General features: G+C 60.2%; 13 protein-coding genes. 4 read left to right on the forward strand and 9 right to left on the reverse strand.

Features of this window, described 5'->3' with window-relative positions; all coding sequences use genetic code 11:
* Positions 1–18: 18 nt before the first annotated feature.
* The 8 genes from QE453_RS07015 to QE453_RS07050 all read right to left on the reverse strand — a co-directional run bounded on the left by QE453_RS07015 (position 19) and on the right by QE453_RS07050 (position 9,642).
* Complete coding sequence (locus tag QE453_RS07015) at positions 19–1,338, reverse strand: LLM class flavin-dependent oxidoreductase (RefSeq protein ID WP_022563613.1); 1,320 nt, start codon at positions 1,336–1,338, stop codon at positions 19–21.
* Between the two features lie 18 nt (positions 1,339–1,356).
* Entirely contained in the window at positions 1,357–2,709 is a 1,353-nt protein-coding gene (locus QE453_RS07020; protein WP_309776574.1) for an MmgE/PrpD family protein, read from the reverse strand.
* Positions 2,709–3,506 (reverse strand): amino acid ABC transporter ATP-binding protein, encoded by a 798-nt coding sequence (locus QE453_RS07025; protein ID WP_309776576.1) that lies wholly within the window; start codon positions 3,504–3,506, stop codon positions 2,709–2,711. Before QE453_RS07025 ends, QE453_RS07020 begins: the two co-directional genes overlap by 1 nt.
* A 12-nt stretch (positions 3,507–3,518) precedes the next feature.
* Positions 3,519–4,301 (reverse strand): amino acid ABC transporter permease, encoded by a 783-nt coding sequence (locus QE453_RS07030; RefSeq protein ID WP_142186462.1) that lies wholly within the window; start codon positions 4,299–4,301, stop codon positions 3,519–3,521.
* The gene (locus tag QE453_RS07035; protein ID WP_004438465.1) at positions 4,298–5,041 is read right to left on the reverse strand and encodes an amino acid ABC transporter permease; all 744 of its coding nucleotides are present in this window, start codon (positions 5,039–5,041) and stop codon (positions 4,298–4,300) included. Before QE453_RS07035 ends, QE453_RS07030 begins: the two co-directional genes overlap by 4 nt.
* Before the next feature lie 187 nt (positions 5,042–5,228).
* Positions 5,229–6,068 (reverse strand): transporter substrate-binding domain-containing protein, encoded by an 840-nt coding sequence (locus tag QE453_RS07040; RefSeq protein WP_004438468.1) that lies wholly within the window; start codon positions 6,066–6,068, stop codon positions 5,229–5,231.
* Positions 6,069–6,293: 225 nt separating this feature from the next.
* Positions 6,294–8,582, reverse strand: a complete 2,289-nt coding sequence (locus QE453_RS07045; protein ID WP_034498268.1) for an NADP-dependent malic enzyme — start codon at positions 8,580–8,582, stop codon at positions 6,294–6,296.
* A gap of 160 nt (positions 8,583–8,742) precedes the next feature.
* The gene (locus QE453_RS07050) at positions 8,743–9,642 is read right to left on the reverse strand and encodes a LysR substrate-binding domain-containing protein (protein WP_309776587.1); all 900 of its coding nucleotides are present in this window, start codon (positions 9,640–9,642) and stop codon (positions 8,743–8,745) included.
* Positions 9,643–10,041: 399 nt separating this feature from the next.
* Between QE453_RS07050 and QE453_RS07055 the strand changes: the two genes are divergently transcribed.
* Genes QE453_RS07055 through QE453_RS07065 form a run of 3 tightly spaced genes read left to right on the forward strand, consistent with a single transcriptional unit; the run spans position 10,042 to position 14,179 of the window.
* Complete coding sequence (locus QE453_RS07055; RefSeq protein ID WP_309776589.1) at positions 10,042–12,471, forward strand: glucose/quinate/shikimate family membrane-bound PQQ-dependent dehydrogenase; 2,430 nt, start codon at positions 10,042–10,044, stop codon at positions 12,469–12,471.
* 56 nt (positions 12,472–12,527) lie between these two features.
* Positions 12,528–12,752, forward strand: coding sequence for a hypothetical protein (locus QE453_RS07060; protein ID WP_113344126.1), 225 nt, complete (start codon positions 12,528–12,530; stop codon positions 12,750–12,752).
* Entirely contained in the window at positions 12,749–14,179 is a 1,431-nt protein-coding gene (locus QE453_RS07065) for a mannose-1-phosphate guanylyltransferase/mannose-6-phosphate isomerase (protein ID WP_309776594.1), read from the forward strand. Before QE453_RS07060 ends, QE453_RS07065 begins: the two co-directional genes overlap by 4 nt.
* A gap of 136 nt (positions 14,180–14,315) precedes the next feature.
* Here QE453_RS07065 and QE453_RS07070 read toward each other — a convergent pair whose 3' ends face one another.
* On the reverse strand, positions 14,316–14,960 hold the full coding sequence (locus QE453_RS07070; protein ID WP_309776600.1) for a type II CAAX prenyl endopeptidase Rce1 family protein: 645 nt from the start codon (positions 14,958–14,960) through the stop codon (positions 14,316–14,318).
* A gap of 222 nt (positions 14,961–15,182) precedes the next feature.
* Between QE453_RS07070 and QE453_RS07075 the strand changes: the two genes are divergently transcribed.
* Positions 15,183–16,415 (forward strand): ABC transporter substrate-binding protein, encoded by a 1,233-nt coding sequence (locus QE453_RS07075; RefSeq protein ID WP_034498262.1) that lies wholly within the window; start codon positions 15,183–15,185, stop codon positions 16,413–16,415.
* Positions 16,416–16,485 lie beyond the last annotated feature (70 nt).

The raw sequence follows: 16,485 nt of genomic DNA on the forward strand, positions 1-16,485 counted from the left end.
TAGGGCATCTGCGCGCGGTTAACCCCGCAAGGCCGGGCGCGTGATGCCGAGGTGGTCGCGCAATGTGGAGCCCTCATATTCCCGGCGGAACAGGCCGCGTTCCTGCAAGAGCGGCACCACCTCGCGATTAAACTCCTCCAGCCCGCCGGGGAAGAAGGGCGGCATGACGTTGAAGCCATCGGCTGCGCCGTTCTCGAACCATTGCTGCATCCTGTCGGCAACGTCGCTCGCCGTTCCCATGACGATATGGTGGCCACGGCCGGCCGCGACGCGCAGCGCCAGTTCTCGGATCGTGAGCTTTTCGCGCCGTGCCAGCTCGGTCAGCAACTCGGCGCGGCTGCGCAACTGGTCGGAGATGGGAAGTTCGGGCAACGGGCCATCGAGATCATAGTCGGCCAGGCTGTGGCCGATGCGTTCTTCGAGCAGCGGCATCGCGCTCTTGATGTCCGTCCAGCGGTTCAGTTCCTTCAGCTTTTCACTCGCCTCCTCGAAACTCCTGCCGATGATCGGCATGAAGCCGGGCATCACGGCAACGCTGGCGGGATCGCGGCCGAATTTTTCGACGCGCGCCTTGAGGCTCGTGTAGAAAGCCTGCGCTTCGGAAATTGCCTGTTGGGCGGTGAAGACGATATCGGCGGTGCGTGCGGCGAGATCCTGACCCGGTCCGGAGGAACCGGCCTGGATGAGAACCGGATGGCCCTGCGGCGAGCGCGGAATGTTGAGCGGTCCCTTGACGGTGAAATATTTGCCTTCGTGGTTGAGAACATGGACTTTCTCGGGATCGACGTAGCGGCCCGCCTGCTTGTCCTTGATGAAGGCGTCGTCATCCCAGCTGTCCCAAAGGCCGCGAACGACGTTCACATATTCTTCCGCCACCGCATAACGCTCGTCATGCTCGGGGTGGTCCTTGGAGAAATTCGCTGCCGTCCGTGCGTAAGAGGTGGTGACAATGTTCCAGGCCGCTCGACCATGGCTTAAATGGTCTATGGAGGCGAAGGCGCGAGCGGTGTGATAGGGCTCGCCATAGGTGGTGGAGGCGGTTGCGGCCAGCCCGATCTTCTCCGTCACCATTGCCAGCGCGGCAAGCAAGGTCAACGGCTCGAAACGTGCGATCATCGAAGGATGGGCGTCGACGCCGCTGGTCAGCCCGTCGGCGAGAAATACCATGTCGAACTTCGCCGCTTCGGCCATTTTCGTCACGCGGGTGAGCAGATCGAGGTTTTCGCTGCCGGCCTCCGCATCGGGGTGACGCCAGCCGGAAACGTGGTGTCCGGCACCCTGCAGGAAAAGGCCGAGATGCATCTGTCTTTTGCGGGTCGTGGTGGTCATGGGAATCATGCCTTCATGTCAGTCGAGTTATATTGGCGATACCAGAAGCATTTCGAGCTTCCTGAGGTCGGCTGCGGTTTTCATGGACCGCACCAAGGCCGGGATGCCGGCGAATTTTTCACTGCCGCCGGTCGCGTCGGCAAATTTTTCGGCCGGGTCATCAATGCCGGGAAGCCCGTCGACGCGGCGCGATAGCACCGTACCATCCTTCTTCGTGACATCTATCACCACGAAACGGGTGGTTGGGTCTGGCGACAGGCGGCGAGCGGTCTCGTCATGCCGGCGCGAGACTTTCGCGGAAAGGCCGAGCAGGTCGGCGCGTGCCGGGCGTTCGTCGAAATGGCTGATCCCCAGTGACCCATCCGTCAGCGCCGCAGCGAAGACATATTCGGGGCTGAAGCGCGCGTCTATGCCGGTTGCGGGCGTGGCAGGGCCGACAAGCGCGGCATCGCCGCCGGGCGGGAAGGTGATGGTGACCGCCTCGATTTCTTCCGGCTGCAGCTCATGGGTGCTGCGCAGCGCCAGCGCGCCCACGGCGACGGGGTGTGCCGCGGTACAACACGGGAAGGCCTTGAGGGTTAGGCCCGGCGAGACGATCTGCCAGGGTGCGCCCCAGCCGGAGAGAACACGCTTCGGCTGCTCGGCGCCGAAGGCGAAGGCCGAATAAAAGCCGATGGAATTTTCCAGAAAATCCGGCGCGCCCTGAAAGCCGGATCGTGCCAGCCGTGCTGCGGTGAGGCCGGCACGCGTGGCAAGCCCCGCATGGAGCGGCTTGGCGTCATAACCGAATTGCAGGCGAAGCCCGGCCGATTGCGTGGCGGCGAGGCCGAGCGCCACGGCCGTTGTCTGCGGATCGAATTTCAGGAGATGAGCGATCGCCGCCGCGGCACCCATGGGGCCAAGTGTGGCGGTGGCGTGGAAACCATTTTCGTAATGTCTGGTGCCGAGCGACAGGCCAATGCGGGCCATGGTTTCCAACCCGACGATATAGGCGGCGATGAATGCATCCGCCGTCGAGCCTTCCTCGACCGCAACAGCCAGCAGGGCTGGAACAATGGCGACGGTGGGGTGGCCGCGCACACTGCCATGGACGTCGTCGTAATCAAGCACGTGACCGGCATGGCCGTTGATAAGGGCGGCGGTGAAGGCATCCGTACGCAGATCGTGGCCGACGATGCCGGCTGCGCCTTGCGTGCCTGACGTGAAGGTGTCGATCAGGATTTTCGTGCTCCTGTCGGCAGCGCCGCCCAGCAGGCAGGCAAAGAAATCGATCAGTGCCGTGCGGGCAATGGTGACCGCCTCTTCATCGTGTAGCGGATCGGAAGCGGCAATGGCCCCTGCAAGACGAAGTGTGAGTTTTTTCCTCCGCGACCATGGCATCAGATCCCTTCGCCGTCATTCACGCGCGCGCCCTGTCCGCCGAGACCCTTGACGAAGGCGTTGATGCGCGGATTGGTCGACTTGTAGAATATGTGCTCCGGTGTGCCCTGATCGACGATCAGGCCGTTTTCGGTGAAGACGATTTTGTCGCTGATTTCTTCGGCAAAGCGCATTTCGTGGGTAACGAGAATGCTCGTCATGCCGTCGTTGACGAGGTCGCGGATGACGGCGAGCACTTCCCCAACCGTTTCGGGATCGAGTGCCGAGGTGACTTCATCGAACAGCACCAGCTCCGGCCGCATGGCGAGCGCGCGGGCGATCGCCACGCGCTGCTGCTGGCCGCCGGAAAGCTGGCCGGGATAGGCGTCGACCTTCTGGGACAGGCGGACCTTTTCCAGCAATTCGCGGGCATGGCGCTCCGCTTCCGTTTTTGACGTACCAAGTATTTTGATCGGCGCGATGGTGATGTTTTCCATCACCGTCAGATGCGGGAAGAGGTTGAACTGCTGGAACACGATGCCGATGCGCTTGCGCAGCGCGATGCGCTCGGCCTCGGTCTTCAGCTGGTCGACACGGGTGCCGCCGACGGTGATCTTACCCGATTGCGGAATGAGCAGGCCGTTGATGCAGCGCAGGATGGTGGACTTGCCGGAGCCGGAAGGGCCGATGATGGAGACGGCGTCCCCCTTGTTGACGGTGAGATCAATGCCTTTCAGAACCTGGTTGTCACCAAAAGCAAGATGGATTGCTTCGAGTTCAACAAGCGGCTGGGCGTTTTGGGCGATGGATGCGGACATGGCTTGTTCCAATCAGCGGGAAGCGAAGCGCCGCTCGAGGCGCTGCGTGAAACGGGAGACGGGATAGCAGAACAGGAAGAACGCCATCAGAACGGTGAGATAGACCACCACGGTGAAATCGTTGCGCTGCACGGCGGTGCTGGCGTCGGTCGCGGCGTGAAGAAGCTCATGCACGCCGACCAGCGAGGCGAGCGCCGTGCCCATGGTGATCGATGCGTAGAGGTTCATCCACGGCGGCAGGGAGCGTTTTATGCATTGCGGCAGGATGATCCAGCGCAGGGTCTGGTTGCGCGAAAAGCCCAGCCCCTGAGCGGCTTCCCATTGCGCTGTCGGAATGGACTGGATGGCGCCGCGGGTGATTTCGGCGATATGGGCGCTGGCGGGAATGGCAAGGCCCACAACCGCCTTGATCCAGTCCGGAAAAGGAATGTAGTTGCCAAAGGCCACGATCTCGAAGGGGAAGATGTAAGTCGCGGCAAAGATCAGCACCAGATGCGGGGCATTGCGAAAAATCTGCACATAGGTCAGTGCCGGTGCGCGAACCAGACGGTAGGGCGCAAGCTCCATGATGCCGAGAAGAACGCCGATAAATGTGCCGATGGCGATCGCCAGAATGCTTATCAGCACATTCATGGCGAAGCCCTTGGCGAGATAGGGCAGCCATTCCAGCAGCACCTGGCCGAGCGACGGATCGAATACCAGCCACAGGATGACGGCAACCAAGACGCCCAGCAGCAGAATGGTGCCGAAAGGCGGCTTCTTCACCGCCCGTGTTGGAGAAACCACCGCACTCATTGACCGAACCCCGGAACCGCAAGACGCCGTTCAAGCCAGAGACCGGCCCTTGCGACGATGAAATTGATGACGCTGAAGAAAACGAGGATAACGATCATCAGCTCGACCACATTGTCGCGCTGCGTCCAGATCAGGATGGAGGCATAGGTGATCTCACCCACGGCGATTGCAGAGCCGACCGTGGTGAGCTTCACCAGATTGACGAGATTGTTGATGATGGAGGGCAGCGCTGTGCGGATCGCCAGCGGAAACTCCACATAACGCAGAATCTCGAAGGAACTGAAACCGATTGCACGCGCTGCCTCGATTGTGGTGCCGGGCACCGCCTCGATGCCGCCGCGCAGCGCTTCGGCATGGAAGGCGGCAATGTGCAGTCCCGTGACCGCAACGACCCAGAAAAACGGCGTCAGCGGATTGTTCTGCGCGCCACCCAGCGCATTGGAAATCAGCATGTTGAGCACGAGGAAACCGCACATCAGCTGTACCAGCGTCGGCGTGTTGCGCGTCAGTTCCACATAGGCGCGCACGGGACCGGCGAGCCAGGTCTTCCCGGACGTGAGCATTGCCGCGAAAATGAAGCCGAAGACGAGGCTGAGCGGCAAGGTGACGGCAACGAGGATCAGCGTCATCTTCATGCCGTCGAGCCAGATCTGAACCTCATAGCCGCTGTTCAGAAAATCATAGTTGAGGCCAAGATGCGCGGTCAGTTCTATGAAACGCGCTGTAAATGAATCCTGCATTGGAAATCCATGCTGTTATTGCGGGTGCCGCAACGCGGGCGGCGCCAGAATGGCCTGCCATTATAAAGCAGAAAAGAACGGCAGGTGAACCGGCCGTTCCTGATGATGATGGGAACCATCTCTATGCCATCGTCCTCACCACGTTGCGGCGTGACGGGGGATGACAGGAAAGCCCTGCGCCCGACCTTTACTGCGCGGCGGACAGCTTCTTCTGCTGTTCTTCCATATAGCCGATGCTCGGCAGACGGTTTGCCTTAGCGAATTCCAGCATCTTGCCGGAAGCGTGCAATTCCTTGACGATCTTGTCGAGAGCCGCCTGCGTGTCGCTTTCACCCTTGCGCAGCCAGATCACGGAATCCGACGGTATGAGATCTGTGGGGATGAGGATGCCGTAATCCTTCCACTCATCAGCGCGGTCCTGAAGCATCAGGCTCAGCGTGCCGTTGACGTGAACGGACACATCGCAATTGCCACCCTTCAGCGCCAGCAGCGATTCCGGCTGGCTCGGCAGCGCCTTTACCTGCGCGCCATATTGCTCGATCAGCGGCTGAGTGTAGTTGGAACCTTGAGACACGCAGGCGATCTTGCCTTTCAGGTCGGACCAGTCCTTGATGCCAGAGTCTTTTCGACCGATGGCGGCGCCGCCCTGACGGTCATAGGGGGTGGGCACGTAGTCGAGCGTTTTCGCACGTTCTTCGGTGTATTGCATGTTGGCGATAAGAATATCGACCTTCCCCTGCTGCAGGAACTGCACGCGGTTTGGCGGGGTCACGGTCTCAGTCACCAGTTCAACGCCGAGACCTGCGGCGAGCGCCTTGGCGACGTCGATGTTGAGGCCCTTCTGCTCCTGCGTTTTTGGGTCAATAAAGCCGAAAGGAGCGCCGGAAAGAATGACGCCGACGGTGAGCTTGCCGCGACCCTTGATGCGGTCAAGCGTTGCGTCCGCATGAGCGGTGGTTGCCAGCGAGGCGATGACAACGGTTCCGGCGATGAGTTTCGCGGCAAACTTGGGGAGGGAGAAGGCCATGGGTATTTCCTTTTGCTTGTGGCTGGAACCTACATGACGGACTTGCAGAGAGCGAGAATTGTCATTGCGCAAAAAATACTCTGAATAGAAACGAGTTCCAATAATGTTGTCGGACAGAAGAAAATATCCTAATAATTTAAAATCGTAGAATCTTGTTCTTTAGGTTTTAGTGGTGTGCGGCTTGTTTCAACCAAGAGGCGAGAAGCAAGCCGCACTGCGTTTCAATTATCGTCCGGCATTATAGGCCGCGATTGCTGCCATGTTGACGATATCGCTGTCCTTGGCCCCCATCGAGGTTATCTGCACCGACTTGTCGAGGCCGACGAGGAGAGGGCCGATGACGGTCGCACCGCCCAATTCCTGCAGCATCTTGGTGGAGATGGAGGCAGAATGGATGGCGGGCATGACCAGCACATTGGCGGGGCCGGAAAGGCGCGCGAAGGGATACTGGCTCTGCATGCGGTGATGGTTCAGCGCCACATCCGCCGACATTTCGCCATCGACCTCGAAATTGACGTTGCGCTTGTCGAGAATTTTCACCGCCTCGCGCACCTTGTCGGAGCGTTCGCCGACCGGCTGGCCGAAGGTGGAATAAGCGAGCATGGCAACGCGCGGCTCGTAACCGAAACGGCGGGCGAGGCCGGCTGCCTCCTCGGCGATATCGGCGAGGTCCTCGGCATTCGGCATGTCGTGCACGGCCGTGTCGGCCACGAAGACGGTGCGGTTGCGCGAGACAACGAGGGACACGCCGATGACGCGATGGCCTGGCTTGGTGTTGATGCAACGGCGGATATCTTCCAGCGCCGTCGAATAATTGCGCGTCACGCCCGTCACCACCGCGTCCGCATCGCCCATCGCCACCATGCAGGCGGCGAAGTGGTTGCGGTCGTTGTGGATCAGGCGCTGCACGTCGCGCAGCAGGAAGCCGCCGCGCTGCAGCCGCGCATAGAGGTAATCGATATAGGCATCGACCCGGCTGGAGAGGCGGGCATTGGTAATTTCGATATTGGCGCGGTCGAGATCGATACCGGCACGCTCCGCATTGGCCTTGATGATATCGTCACGGCCGAGCAGGATGGCGGTACCAAGCCCTTGAGCGGTAAACGAAATCGCCGCGCGCATGACCTGTTCTTCTTCCGCTTCGGCAAAGACCACGCGCTTGGGCGAACGACGCACACGCTCGTAAAGGCGTTGCGTGGTCGAGGCCATCGGATCACGACGGGCCGAAAGCTCGCGGGCATAGGCGTCGAGATCGGGAATTTCGCGCTGGGCGACGCCGGTTTCTATAGCGGCTTTTGCCACGGCGACAGGAATGGCGGAGATCAGGCGCGGATCGAACGGAACCGGAATGATATATTGCGGCCCGAAGCGGGGGCGGTTGCCCTGATAGGCCGCGGCCACATCGTCAGGCACATCTTCGCGGGCCAGATCCGCCAGCGCCTGCGCGGCGGCGATCTTCATGGCATCGTTGATCTGGCGGGCACGCACATCGAGCGCGCCGCGGAAGATATAGGGGAAGCCGAGGACGTTGTTGACCTGGTTCGGATAGTCGGAACGTCCCGTCGCCATGATGGCGTCATCGCGGATGCGGGACACTTCTTCCGGGGTGATTTCCGGGTCGGGATTGGCCATTGCAAAGATAATCGGCTTCGGCGCCATGGAGCGGATCATTTCTTCGCTGAACGCGCCCTTCTGTGAGAGGCCGAACACCACGTCAGCACCCTTCATGGCTTCCGCCAGCGTGCGATTGTCGGTTTTCACCGCATGGGCGGATTTCCATTGGTTCATGCCCTCGGTTCGGCCCTGATAGATGACGCCCTTGGTATCACAGAGCGTGATGTTTTCCGGGTTGAAACCCATGGCCTTGATGAGGTCCATGCATGCGATTGCGGCCGCACCCGCACCGTTGCAGACGAGCTTGGTGGTCTTGAAGTCACGTCCGGTCAGTTCGATGGCGTTGATGAGGCCGGCGGCGGCAATAATGGCGGTGCCGTGCTGGTCGTCATGGAATACGGGAATATCCATCAATTCGCGCAGGCGGCTTTCGATGATGAAACACTCCGGCGCCTTGATGTCTTCCAGATTGATGCCGCCGAAGGAGGGGCCGAGGTAACGCACGCAATTGATGAATTCATCGGCGTCTTCGGTATCGACCTCGAGATCGATGGAATCGACATCGGCGAAACGCTTGAAGAGGACCGACTTGCCTTCCATGACCGGCTTCGAGGCCAGCGCGCCGAGATTGCCCAGCCCGAGGATCGCGGTGCCGTTGGAGATGACGGCCACCATGTTGCCGCGTGTCGTATAATCGTAAGCGGTCGCCGGATTTTCGGCGATGGCTTTCACCGGCACCGCCACGCCGGGCGAATAGGCGAGCGACAGATCCCGCTGTGTTGCCATCGGCTTCGTCGGGGTGATTTCCAGCTTGCCCGGCCTGCCTTCCGCGTGGAAATCCAGGGCTTCCTGATCCGTAACCGATGTTCTTGTGCTGGCGGGCTTGGTCGTGTCGGACATGGGCTGTGTGTGCTTTCGTGTCTATAACAATGTAAAAATATCCGCCGTTGTTATTGTATTTTTCGCGCGCCTGCCAAGCCTTGAATGTTGTTCAGTGCAGCAAATTTAAGCGGGATGAAATTTGCGGCCGATTCAATCGATTAATTCCGCGTCCTGCTTGTCAAAGGCTCAGTCTGTAGGCTCGGCGGGCCATATTCACGAAGGCTTCGACATGCAGGGCAAGCGCGCCGCGCCTGACGAGCAGTACGCAGTCGGACCATGCCTCCGCGCTATCGAGTGACACGGCGGCAGTGCCCCTTGCGGAAAGCACCGTGCTTTCCGGCAGGATGGAAATGCCTGCACCGGCCTCCACGAGCGCGAGAATCGTATTGACGTTGGCGATGCGCATGCCGACTTGCGGCGTGCAGCCGGCATCTTCGAAAAGCGAAAGCGCGCTGCTGCTGAGGCCGAGGCCAATCTCGTCAACCGGCAGCAGCAGTTTTTCGTGCAGGATATCGCTGACGGAAACCTGCGGGCGCTTGGCGAGTACGTGACGTTCCGGCAAAGCGACGCAAAGCCTCGAGCGGTCGAACGGCATGGTTCGCAAGGTCTGCGGCAGCGTGGGAAGAGGCGCGCGGATGAAGGCAACGTCGGTCTCGCGGGTCGTCACCTGCTCGATCAGCTGTTCCATTGTCATGCCCGGCAACAGTTCAAGAGTCACGTCTGGGTGCTCGTCACCATAGCGGGTAATGAGCGCGGGTAGTTTACGCTCGGCCATGACACTCGTGCCGTAACCGATGCGCAGCGTGCCAAGCTGGCCGCGGCGGATCTGCTGCGCCCTTTCCAGCGCACTTTTGGTTCGTGCAAGGATTTCTTCCGCCTCGATGAGCATGGACTGACCGGCCGGGGTAAGTTCCACACCGCGATTGATGCGGTGAAAGAGCCTGAAGCCCAGATTTTCCTCCAGCTGTCGAATGCGCTGGGTGACGGCGGGCTGGGCAATGCCGAGCTGCAGGGCGGCGGCACGAAAGTTCCTCGCCCTTGCCGCTTCCACGAATATCGTGAGTTGACGAATATCCATCGGGAGATTTCTTTGTTTTGTCCGGTGTGATGTGATATAAGCATAGCTTATCGAAATTGCCCAGCTTGCGCATTGTCATCTTGTCGCAGGCGACGTTATACCGCAGCCAGTGTTTCGATCGTCTTTGCCGCTTTGCAGACTTTGATGGGAGAAACCGGGGAGGATTTGTTCAAGCATCTTGCCCGCCGTCCATGGGGCCGGCGGTTACCTGCAGTGAATGGGTCACGCATGACAGTCACGACGGAAGCCTTCCCCACCATTGTTCCCCGTTCAGCCGCGCCGCCTTCGGCGCATTTTCGCCTGGCCATTGCGGCCGCAGGCTGTCCCGGCTTCGCCGGACGCTGAACAATCACCGGGCTTCAGCCTTTTGGGGCAGCTCTTCTAACCGGACATTCTTTCATGGGTAATCCAGCAACTTCTTTATCGCTCCCGGCCAGATTGTGGCTGTTGGTGCTCGGCGCTGTCATCGTTGCGGCAGGCCTGTTCTTCGCCATTGGCGGCGGCCAGCTTGTGGCCCTCGGCGGCAGCCTCTATTTCGTCACGGCGGGCATCGCGCTCATCGTCTCGGGCCTGCTCATCCTGCTGCGCAAGCCTGCCGGTGCGGTTCTCTTCGGCCTGGTCTTCGTCCTCACCGGCATCTGGGCGGTGTGGGAAGCCGGCTTGCACTTCTGGCCGCTCATTTCACGCCTTCTGGCGATGGGCGTCGGTGCCATTGTCGTTGCGCTCTCCTATCCTCTCTTGCGTCGCGCGGCCGGCAAGGCTCCGGCATACGGCGCCTCTTTCGCCCTTGCCGCCATTCTCGCCATCGCCACCGGCGCGGGTTTTGCCGGCATGTTCGTGCCGCACCCCACCGTCGCCTTCAATGGTGAACCGGCAGCCCTGACGCCTGTCACACCGGAAACGGAGCAGAAGAACTGGGAACATTACGGCAATACATCCGGCGGCAGCCGCTTTGTCGCTCTCGATGAAATCACGCGCGACAACGTCAAGAACCTCGAAGTCGCCTGGACCTACCACACCGGCGATACCCCGATCAGCCCCGGCGCGAATGGTGCGGAAGATCAGGAAACGCCGCTGCAGGTTGGCGACACCGTGTTCCTGTGCACGCCGCATAACAATGTCATCGCTCTTGATGCAGATACCGGCGCAGAAAAGTGGAAGACGGAAATCAACGCGAAATCTTCCGTCTGGATGCGTTGCCGCGGTCTTGCCTATTTCGACGCCAAGTCGCCGCTGAAGCAGCCGACCGCACCGGGCTCCACGCCGGTTACCCCGGCTGTGGTGGCCGAGGGCGCGCTTTGCCAGCGTCGCATTCTGATGAACACCATCAATGCGGAACTGATAGCGCTCGATGCCGACACCGGCGCGTTTTGCCCTGACTTCGGCACCAATGGCCGCGTCGATCTGAAGATCGGTCTCGGCGATGCGCCGGACCCGCAATATGTGTTGACCTCCGCACCTACGCTTGCCGGCACGACTGTCGTTGTCGGCGGCCGTATCGCCGACAACGTTCAGGTCGATATGCCCGGCGGTGTGATGCGCGGTTTCGATGTGGTGACGGGCGCGCTTCGCTGGGCCTTCGACCCTGGTAACCCTGATATTACCGGACTTCCGCCCGAGGGGCAGACCTACACGCGTTCCACACCCAACGTCTGGGCGTCCATGTCCTATGATCCGGAGCTGAACACCGTCTTCATGCCGGTCGGCAGCCCTTCGGTGGACTTGTACGGCGCGACTCGCACACCGCTCGACCATAAATATGGTGCTTCGATGCTGGCGCTCGATGCCACCACCGGTCGCGAAAAATGGGTCTACCAGACGGTTCATAACGACCTCTGGGACTTCGACGTGCCGATGCAGCCAAGCTTCGTCGATTTCCCGAAAGCGGATGGAACCACTGTTCCGGCACTGGTTTTCGGCACCAAGGCGGCGCAGATCTATGTTCTCGACCGGGCGACAGGCCAGCCGCTGACCAAGGTTGAAGAAGTTCCGGTCAAGCCCGCCAATATTCCGAACGAGCGCTACGCGCCGACACAGCCACGCTCGGTCGGCATGCCGCAGATCGGTGCGCAGACCCTGACGGAAGCGGACATGTGGGGCGCGACCCCGTTTGACCAGCTTCTTTGCCGCATTGCCTTCAAGGGCATGCGTTATGAGGGCCTCTATACGGCGCCGGGCACGGACCTCTCCCTGTCGTTCCCGGGCTCGCTCGGCGGCATGAACTGGGGCGGTCTTTCGACGGACCCGACCACGAACACGATCTTCGTCAACGACATGCGCCTCGGTCTCTGGATCCAGATGCAGGAAGCGGCACCGACCAAGGCTGTCGCGAGTGGCGGCGAAAGCGTCAATACCGGCATGGGCGTCGTTCCCATGAAGGGCACGCCCTATGCGGTGAACAAGAACCGTTTCCTGTCGGCTCTCGGTATACCCTGCCAGGCCCCGCCCTATGGCACGATGACCGCTATCGACATGAAGACCCAGAAGATCAAGTGGCAGGTGCCCGTGGGCACTGTCGAGGATACCGGTCCGCTCGGCATCAAGATGGGCCTTCCGATCCCGATCGGCATGCCCACGCTCGGCGGCACGTTGGCCACTCAGGGCGGTCTCGTCTTCATCGCCGGCACGCAGGATTATTATCTGCGCGCTTTCGATACGGCGACCGGCAAGGAAGTCTGGAAGGCCCGCCTTCCGGTCGGCAGCCAGGGCGGCCCGATGAGCTACAAGTCTCCGAAGACCGGCAAGCAATATATCGTCATCTCAGCTGGCGGCGCACGCCAGTCTCCTGACCGTGGCGACTATGTCATCGCCTATGCATTGCCGGGCTGACGCTTGCGTCACGCCTCACTTGAAGCCGGCCCCGGGAGCAATCCCGGGGTTTTTATTTGCTCTGCATCGATCCGCGCGAAGAAATCAAGCGGAACCTCACCTGCCGCGTGGCGTTAGGAAAGCGTGCCGGGGCAGACACCCAGCTGTTCACCAAGCTTTCACAAGGGGGATTTATGAGCTTGCGCTTGTCCGCCCATGAACCGATGATGGCGGTATTGGGAAATATGTATATTGTCCGGCGCGCCGGGAAATTTTTTGACGTTGGAAAGGTTTTATTGTGAAGGAACAATCTCGAAAGATCACGCCGGTTCTTCTGGCCGGTGGTGCTGGCTCCCGACTTTGGCCGGTCTCGCGCGATCAGTTGCCCAAGCAGTTTCAGCCGCTGGTCGGCAATCTTTCGACCTATCAGCAGACCCTGCAGCGGGTGGGTGACGAAACGCTTTATTCCGAGCCACTTGTCATCACCAACGAGGATTTCCGTTTTTTTGCCCGCCGTCAGGCGGAAGAGATCGATCTGCCGGCCACCGTGGTGCTTGAGCCCGCCCGCCGCGACAGCGCAGCCGCCATGGCCGCCGCCGCCGTGCTGGCCGAGCGTCGCGAGCCCGGATGCCTGGTTCTGGCGCTTGCTGCCGACCATGTGGTGCTCGATGCCGACAAGTTTTCCGATGCCGTGAAACTCGGCGCCAAAGCCGCCGATCAGGGTAATATCGTCGTCTTCGGCCTGGTGCCGACGGAGCCGCGCACCTCCTATGGTTACATCAAGCCGGGCGAGGCGATTGATGGTGAAAAGGATCTGAGCAAGGTCGAGGCCTTCGTGGAGAAGCCTGACATGAAGACGGCGATCTCCTATCTCGAAAAAGGCTATCTCTGGAATTCCGGAAACTTCCTGTTCCGCTCCGACGTGATGATTGCCGAACTGGAGGCCTTTGCGCCGGAAATTCTGGCCGCGGTAACGCAGTCCGTCGAGCAATATGAAAGCGACCTCGGCTTCGTGCGTCTGCATCAGGAAAGCTTCGAAGCCTCGCCCAAGAATTCCATCGACTATGCCGTGATTGAGAAGACCAGGCGCATGGCTGTCGTGCACGGCCATTTTCGCTGGTCGGATATCGGCAGCTGGGACGCGATCTGGGAGATCGCCGACAAACACAGCAATGACAATGCGCTGGAAGGTAACGGCGTCTTCATCGATTCCGAAGGCTGCCTCATCCATTCGACGCAATTGCTGACGACGGTAGTGGGCGCGAAGGACATGGTGGTGGTGGCCACCAAGGATGCGGTTCTGGTGGTGCCGAAGAACCGGGTGCAGGACGTGAAGGGTCTGGTGGAGACGCTGAAGGACGGCGAACATGCGCCACAGACGCAGACCCACAAGCGTGTTTACCGGCCCTGGGGCCACATCGAACACATGTATGTGGACGAGCGTTATCGGGTTGGTCATATCACCGTCGATCCTGGCCACCGCATCTCGTTCCAGAAACACTATCACCGCTCGGAACACTGGATCATCGTCAAGGGAACGGCCACCGTGACGATTGGTGACGAGACCCGGCTGCTGACGGAAAACCAGTCGGTCTATATCCCGATCGGCCAGCCGCACCGTCTTGCCAATGAGGGGCAGATCCCGCTCGAACTGGTCGAAATCCAGACCGGAGCCTATATCGGTGAGGACGATGTCATCCGCATCGAGGATGATTACAAGAGGCAATAGGCGTTACCTACGCCAAGAGAATAAGCGAAGCGGACGTCTGCCCGCTTCGCCTTTTGGTTCAGGCAGCCACTGCATTTATACAATGGGCAAAGCCATGAGAGAGAATTGCCGCCTCCAGTCCCCGGCGCCAAAATAGTCATCCGAAGATGAGTCCGGGAATAAAATTCCCGGTCAGCACTGCAAGCACGAGTGCCGGCCGGGGCTGCGCGGCAATGGTAAACAGAAACGGCAGATGAGCAGCGGCGAACAGAGCGGCAGCGATCACGATGGCAGCGCACATTATGAACGCTCGAACCTGCCCGCCTCCTGTAGAGCGCCAGAGAATCCACGCGAAAAACGACATCATGCCCCATCGGGTCAATAGCTCTTCGGTGACGCCGCCATAGAGGAGCCGGGTGGCCAGGGGAATGTCAAATCTGATCATATTTGCCACGGTTGCTGCATCTGTGACCAAGGGCAGGATCGCCGACGAATAGACGATCATCACAATGGCAACGGCAACACCCGCAGCAAGTGCAGGAGGCACTTGTTTTCGCAGTACCGCACGCGGATCGCCGCCCGTCAGCCAGCCATCGATCAAAGGCGCATGGAGTCCGATTTTTGCGGCGAGGGCTTGGCCGGTGGCGACCGAGGCGACGGTCAGAACTGCTGGTTGGAGGAGTATCAACAGGCGCATCGCCATTGAAACCTGCTGTCCCGGTATGAGCTGCTCAAACGCGGCGAGTAAGAGCGATGCGACACCGATCAATCCGATGATCAGGAGAATATGCCAGCGTTTCATTGTCTCTTGCACCTGTTTCCTTGCTGCGCAGGTTTTTTAAACCAGTGGCATTGCGTGTGGATTACGGCGCGCAAGCCCCTCTACGGTCCGCCTGTCAGGCGGATTTTGCCATCCTTCGAGACGCCGCTGAATGCAGTAACGAGATTCGTATTTTAGGCGGTTGCCTAATCAAAAATCTTCGCATACGTTCCAACTGCAACGTTTCAGTGAGGGAGGAGACTCATGCGAATGCGTGTTATTTCTGCGGCTTTTCTGGCCAGCGTGATGATTCCGGCGGGCTTTGCCGGGGCCACTGATCTCGAGGTGACCCATTGGTGGACATCGGGCGGCGAAGCCGCGGCGGTGGCCGAACTGGCCAAGGCTTTCGACGCGACCGGCAATAAATGGGTGGACGGCGCGATTGCCGGTTCGGGCGGCACGGCCCGGCCGATCATGATCAGCCGCATCACCGGCGGCGATCCGATGGGCGCCACCCAGTTCAACCACGGCCGGCAGGCGGAAGAACTCGTGCAGGCCGGCCTGATGCGGGACCTGTCCGACGTTGCCGAAAAGGGTAAGTGGAAAGAGGTCATCAAGCCGGCGAGCCTGCTCGACAGCTGCACCATCGACGGCAAGATTTATTGCGCGCCGGTCAATATCCATTCGTGGCAATGGCTGTGGCTTTCCAATGCGGCTTTCAAGAAAGCGGGCGTCGAAGTTCCGAAGAACTGGACGGAATTTGTTGCGGCAGCGCCGGCGCTGAAAAAGGCCGGTATCCAGCCGCTCGCGCTTGGCGGCCAGGCATGGCAGGCGAACGGCCTGTTCGACACGCTGACGCTTTCGATCGGCGGAAAGGACCTTTATCAGAAGGTCTATGGCGACAAGGATGCCGAAGCGGCGGCGGGTCCTGAAATGGCAAAGATTTTCGCGGCTGCCGTCGAGGCGCGCGACATGGCCAAGGGCACCAATGTTCAGGACTGGAACCAGGCCACCAACATGGTCATCACCGGCAAGGCCGGCGGCCAGATCATGGGCGACTGGGCCCAGGGTGAATTCCAGCTCGCCAACCAGAAAGCCGGCACTGATTATTCCTGCCTTCCTGGCCTTGGCCTGAGTGAATACCTGACCACGGGTGGCGACGCCTTTTATTTCCCCGTTTTGAAGGACGAGGCGAAAACCAAGGCGCAGGATGTTCTTGCCGCGACCATCGTTGATCCGAAAACGCAGGTTGCCTTCAACCTGAAGAAAGGCTCGCTGCCGATCCGCGGCGACGTCGACCTGAATGCAGCCAATGACTGCATGAAAAAGGGTCTGGCAATTCTGGCCAAGGGCAATGCGCTGACCAGCACCGACCAGCTGATTTCCGCCGATACGCAGAAACAGAAGGAAGATCTGATGGCGGAATTCTTCGCGGGCTCGATGTCGGCGGAAGACGGGCAGAAGCGTTTCGCGGACATTATCGGTTCGGCTGACTGATCGTAATCTCTTCGGATCGGGAGCGGTTCGCCGCTCCCCTTCCAACGTCCGGGCTATGCCAGGATAACAG

The sequence above is a fragment of the Agrobacterium sp. SORGH_AS_0440 genome (assembly GCF_031453135.1).
GTDB lineage: Bacteria > Pseudomonadota > Alphaproteobacteria > Rhizobiales > Rhizobiaceae > Agrobacterium > Agrobacterium pusense.

Excerpts from the sequence above, each read along its gene's own strand:
- QE453_RS07015 (WP_022563613.1), bottom strand. The coding sequence starts at position 1,338 with ATGATTCCCATGACCACCACGACCCGCAAAAGACAGATGCATCTCGGC.
- QE453_RS07020 (WP_309776574.1), bottom strand. The coding sequence starts at position 2,709 with ATGCCATGGTCGCGGAGGAAAAAACTCACACTTCGTCTTGCAGGGGCC.
- QE453_RS07025 (WP_309776576.1), bottom strand. The coding sequence starts at position 3,506 with ATGTCCGCATCCATCGCCCAAAACGCCCAGCCGCTTGTTGAACTCGAA.
- QE453_RS07030 (WP_142186462.1), bottom strand. The coding sequence starts at position 4,301 with ATGAGTGCGGTGGTTTCTCCAACACGGGCGGTGAAGAAGCCGCCTTTC.
- QE453_RS07035 (WP_004438465.1), bottom strand. The coding sequence starts at position 5,041 with ATGCAGGATTCATTTACAGCGCGTTTCATAGAACTGACCGCGCATCTT.
- QE453_RS07040 (WP_004438468.1), bottom strand. The coding sequence starts at position 6,068 with ATGGCCTTCTCCCTCCCCAAGTTTGCCGCGAAACTCATCGCCGGAACC.
- QE453_RS07045 (WP_034498268.1), bottom strand. The coding sequence starts at position 8,582 with ATGTCCGACACGACCAAGCCCGCCAGCACAAGAACATCGGTTACGGAT.
- QE453_RS07050 (WP_309776587.1), bottom strand. The coding sequence starts at position 9,642 with ATGGATATTCGTCAACTCACGATATTCGTGGAAGCGGCAAGGGCGAGG.
- QE453_RS07055 (WP_309776589.1), top strand. The coding sequence starts at position 10,042 with ATGGGTAATCCAGCAACTTCTTTATCGCTCCCGGCCAGATTGTGGCTG.
- QE453_RS07070 (WP_309776600.1), bottom strand. The coding sequence starts at position 14,960 with ATGAAACGCTGGCATATTCTCCTGATCATCGGATTGATCGGTGTCGCA.
- QE453_RS07075 (WP_034498262.1), top strand. The coding sequence starts at position 15,183 with ATGCGAATGCGTGTTATTTCTGCGGCTTTTCTGGCCAGCGTGATGATT.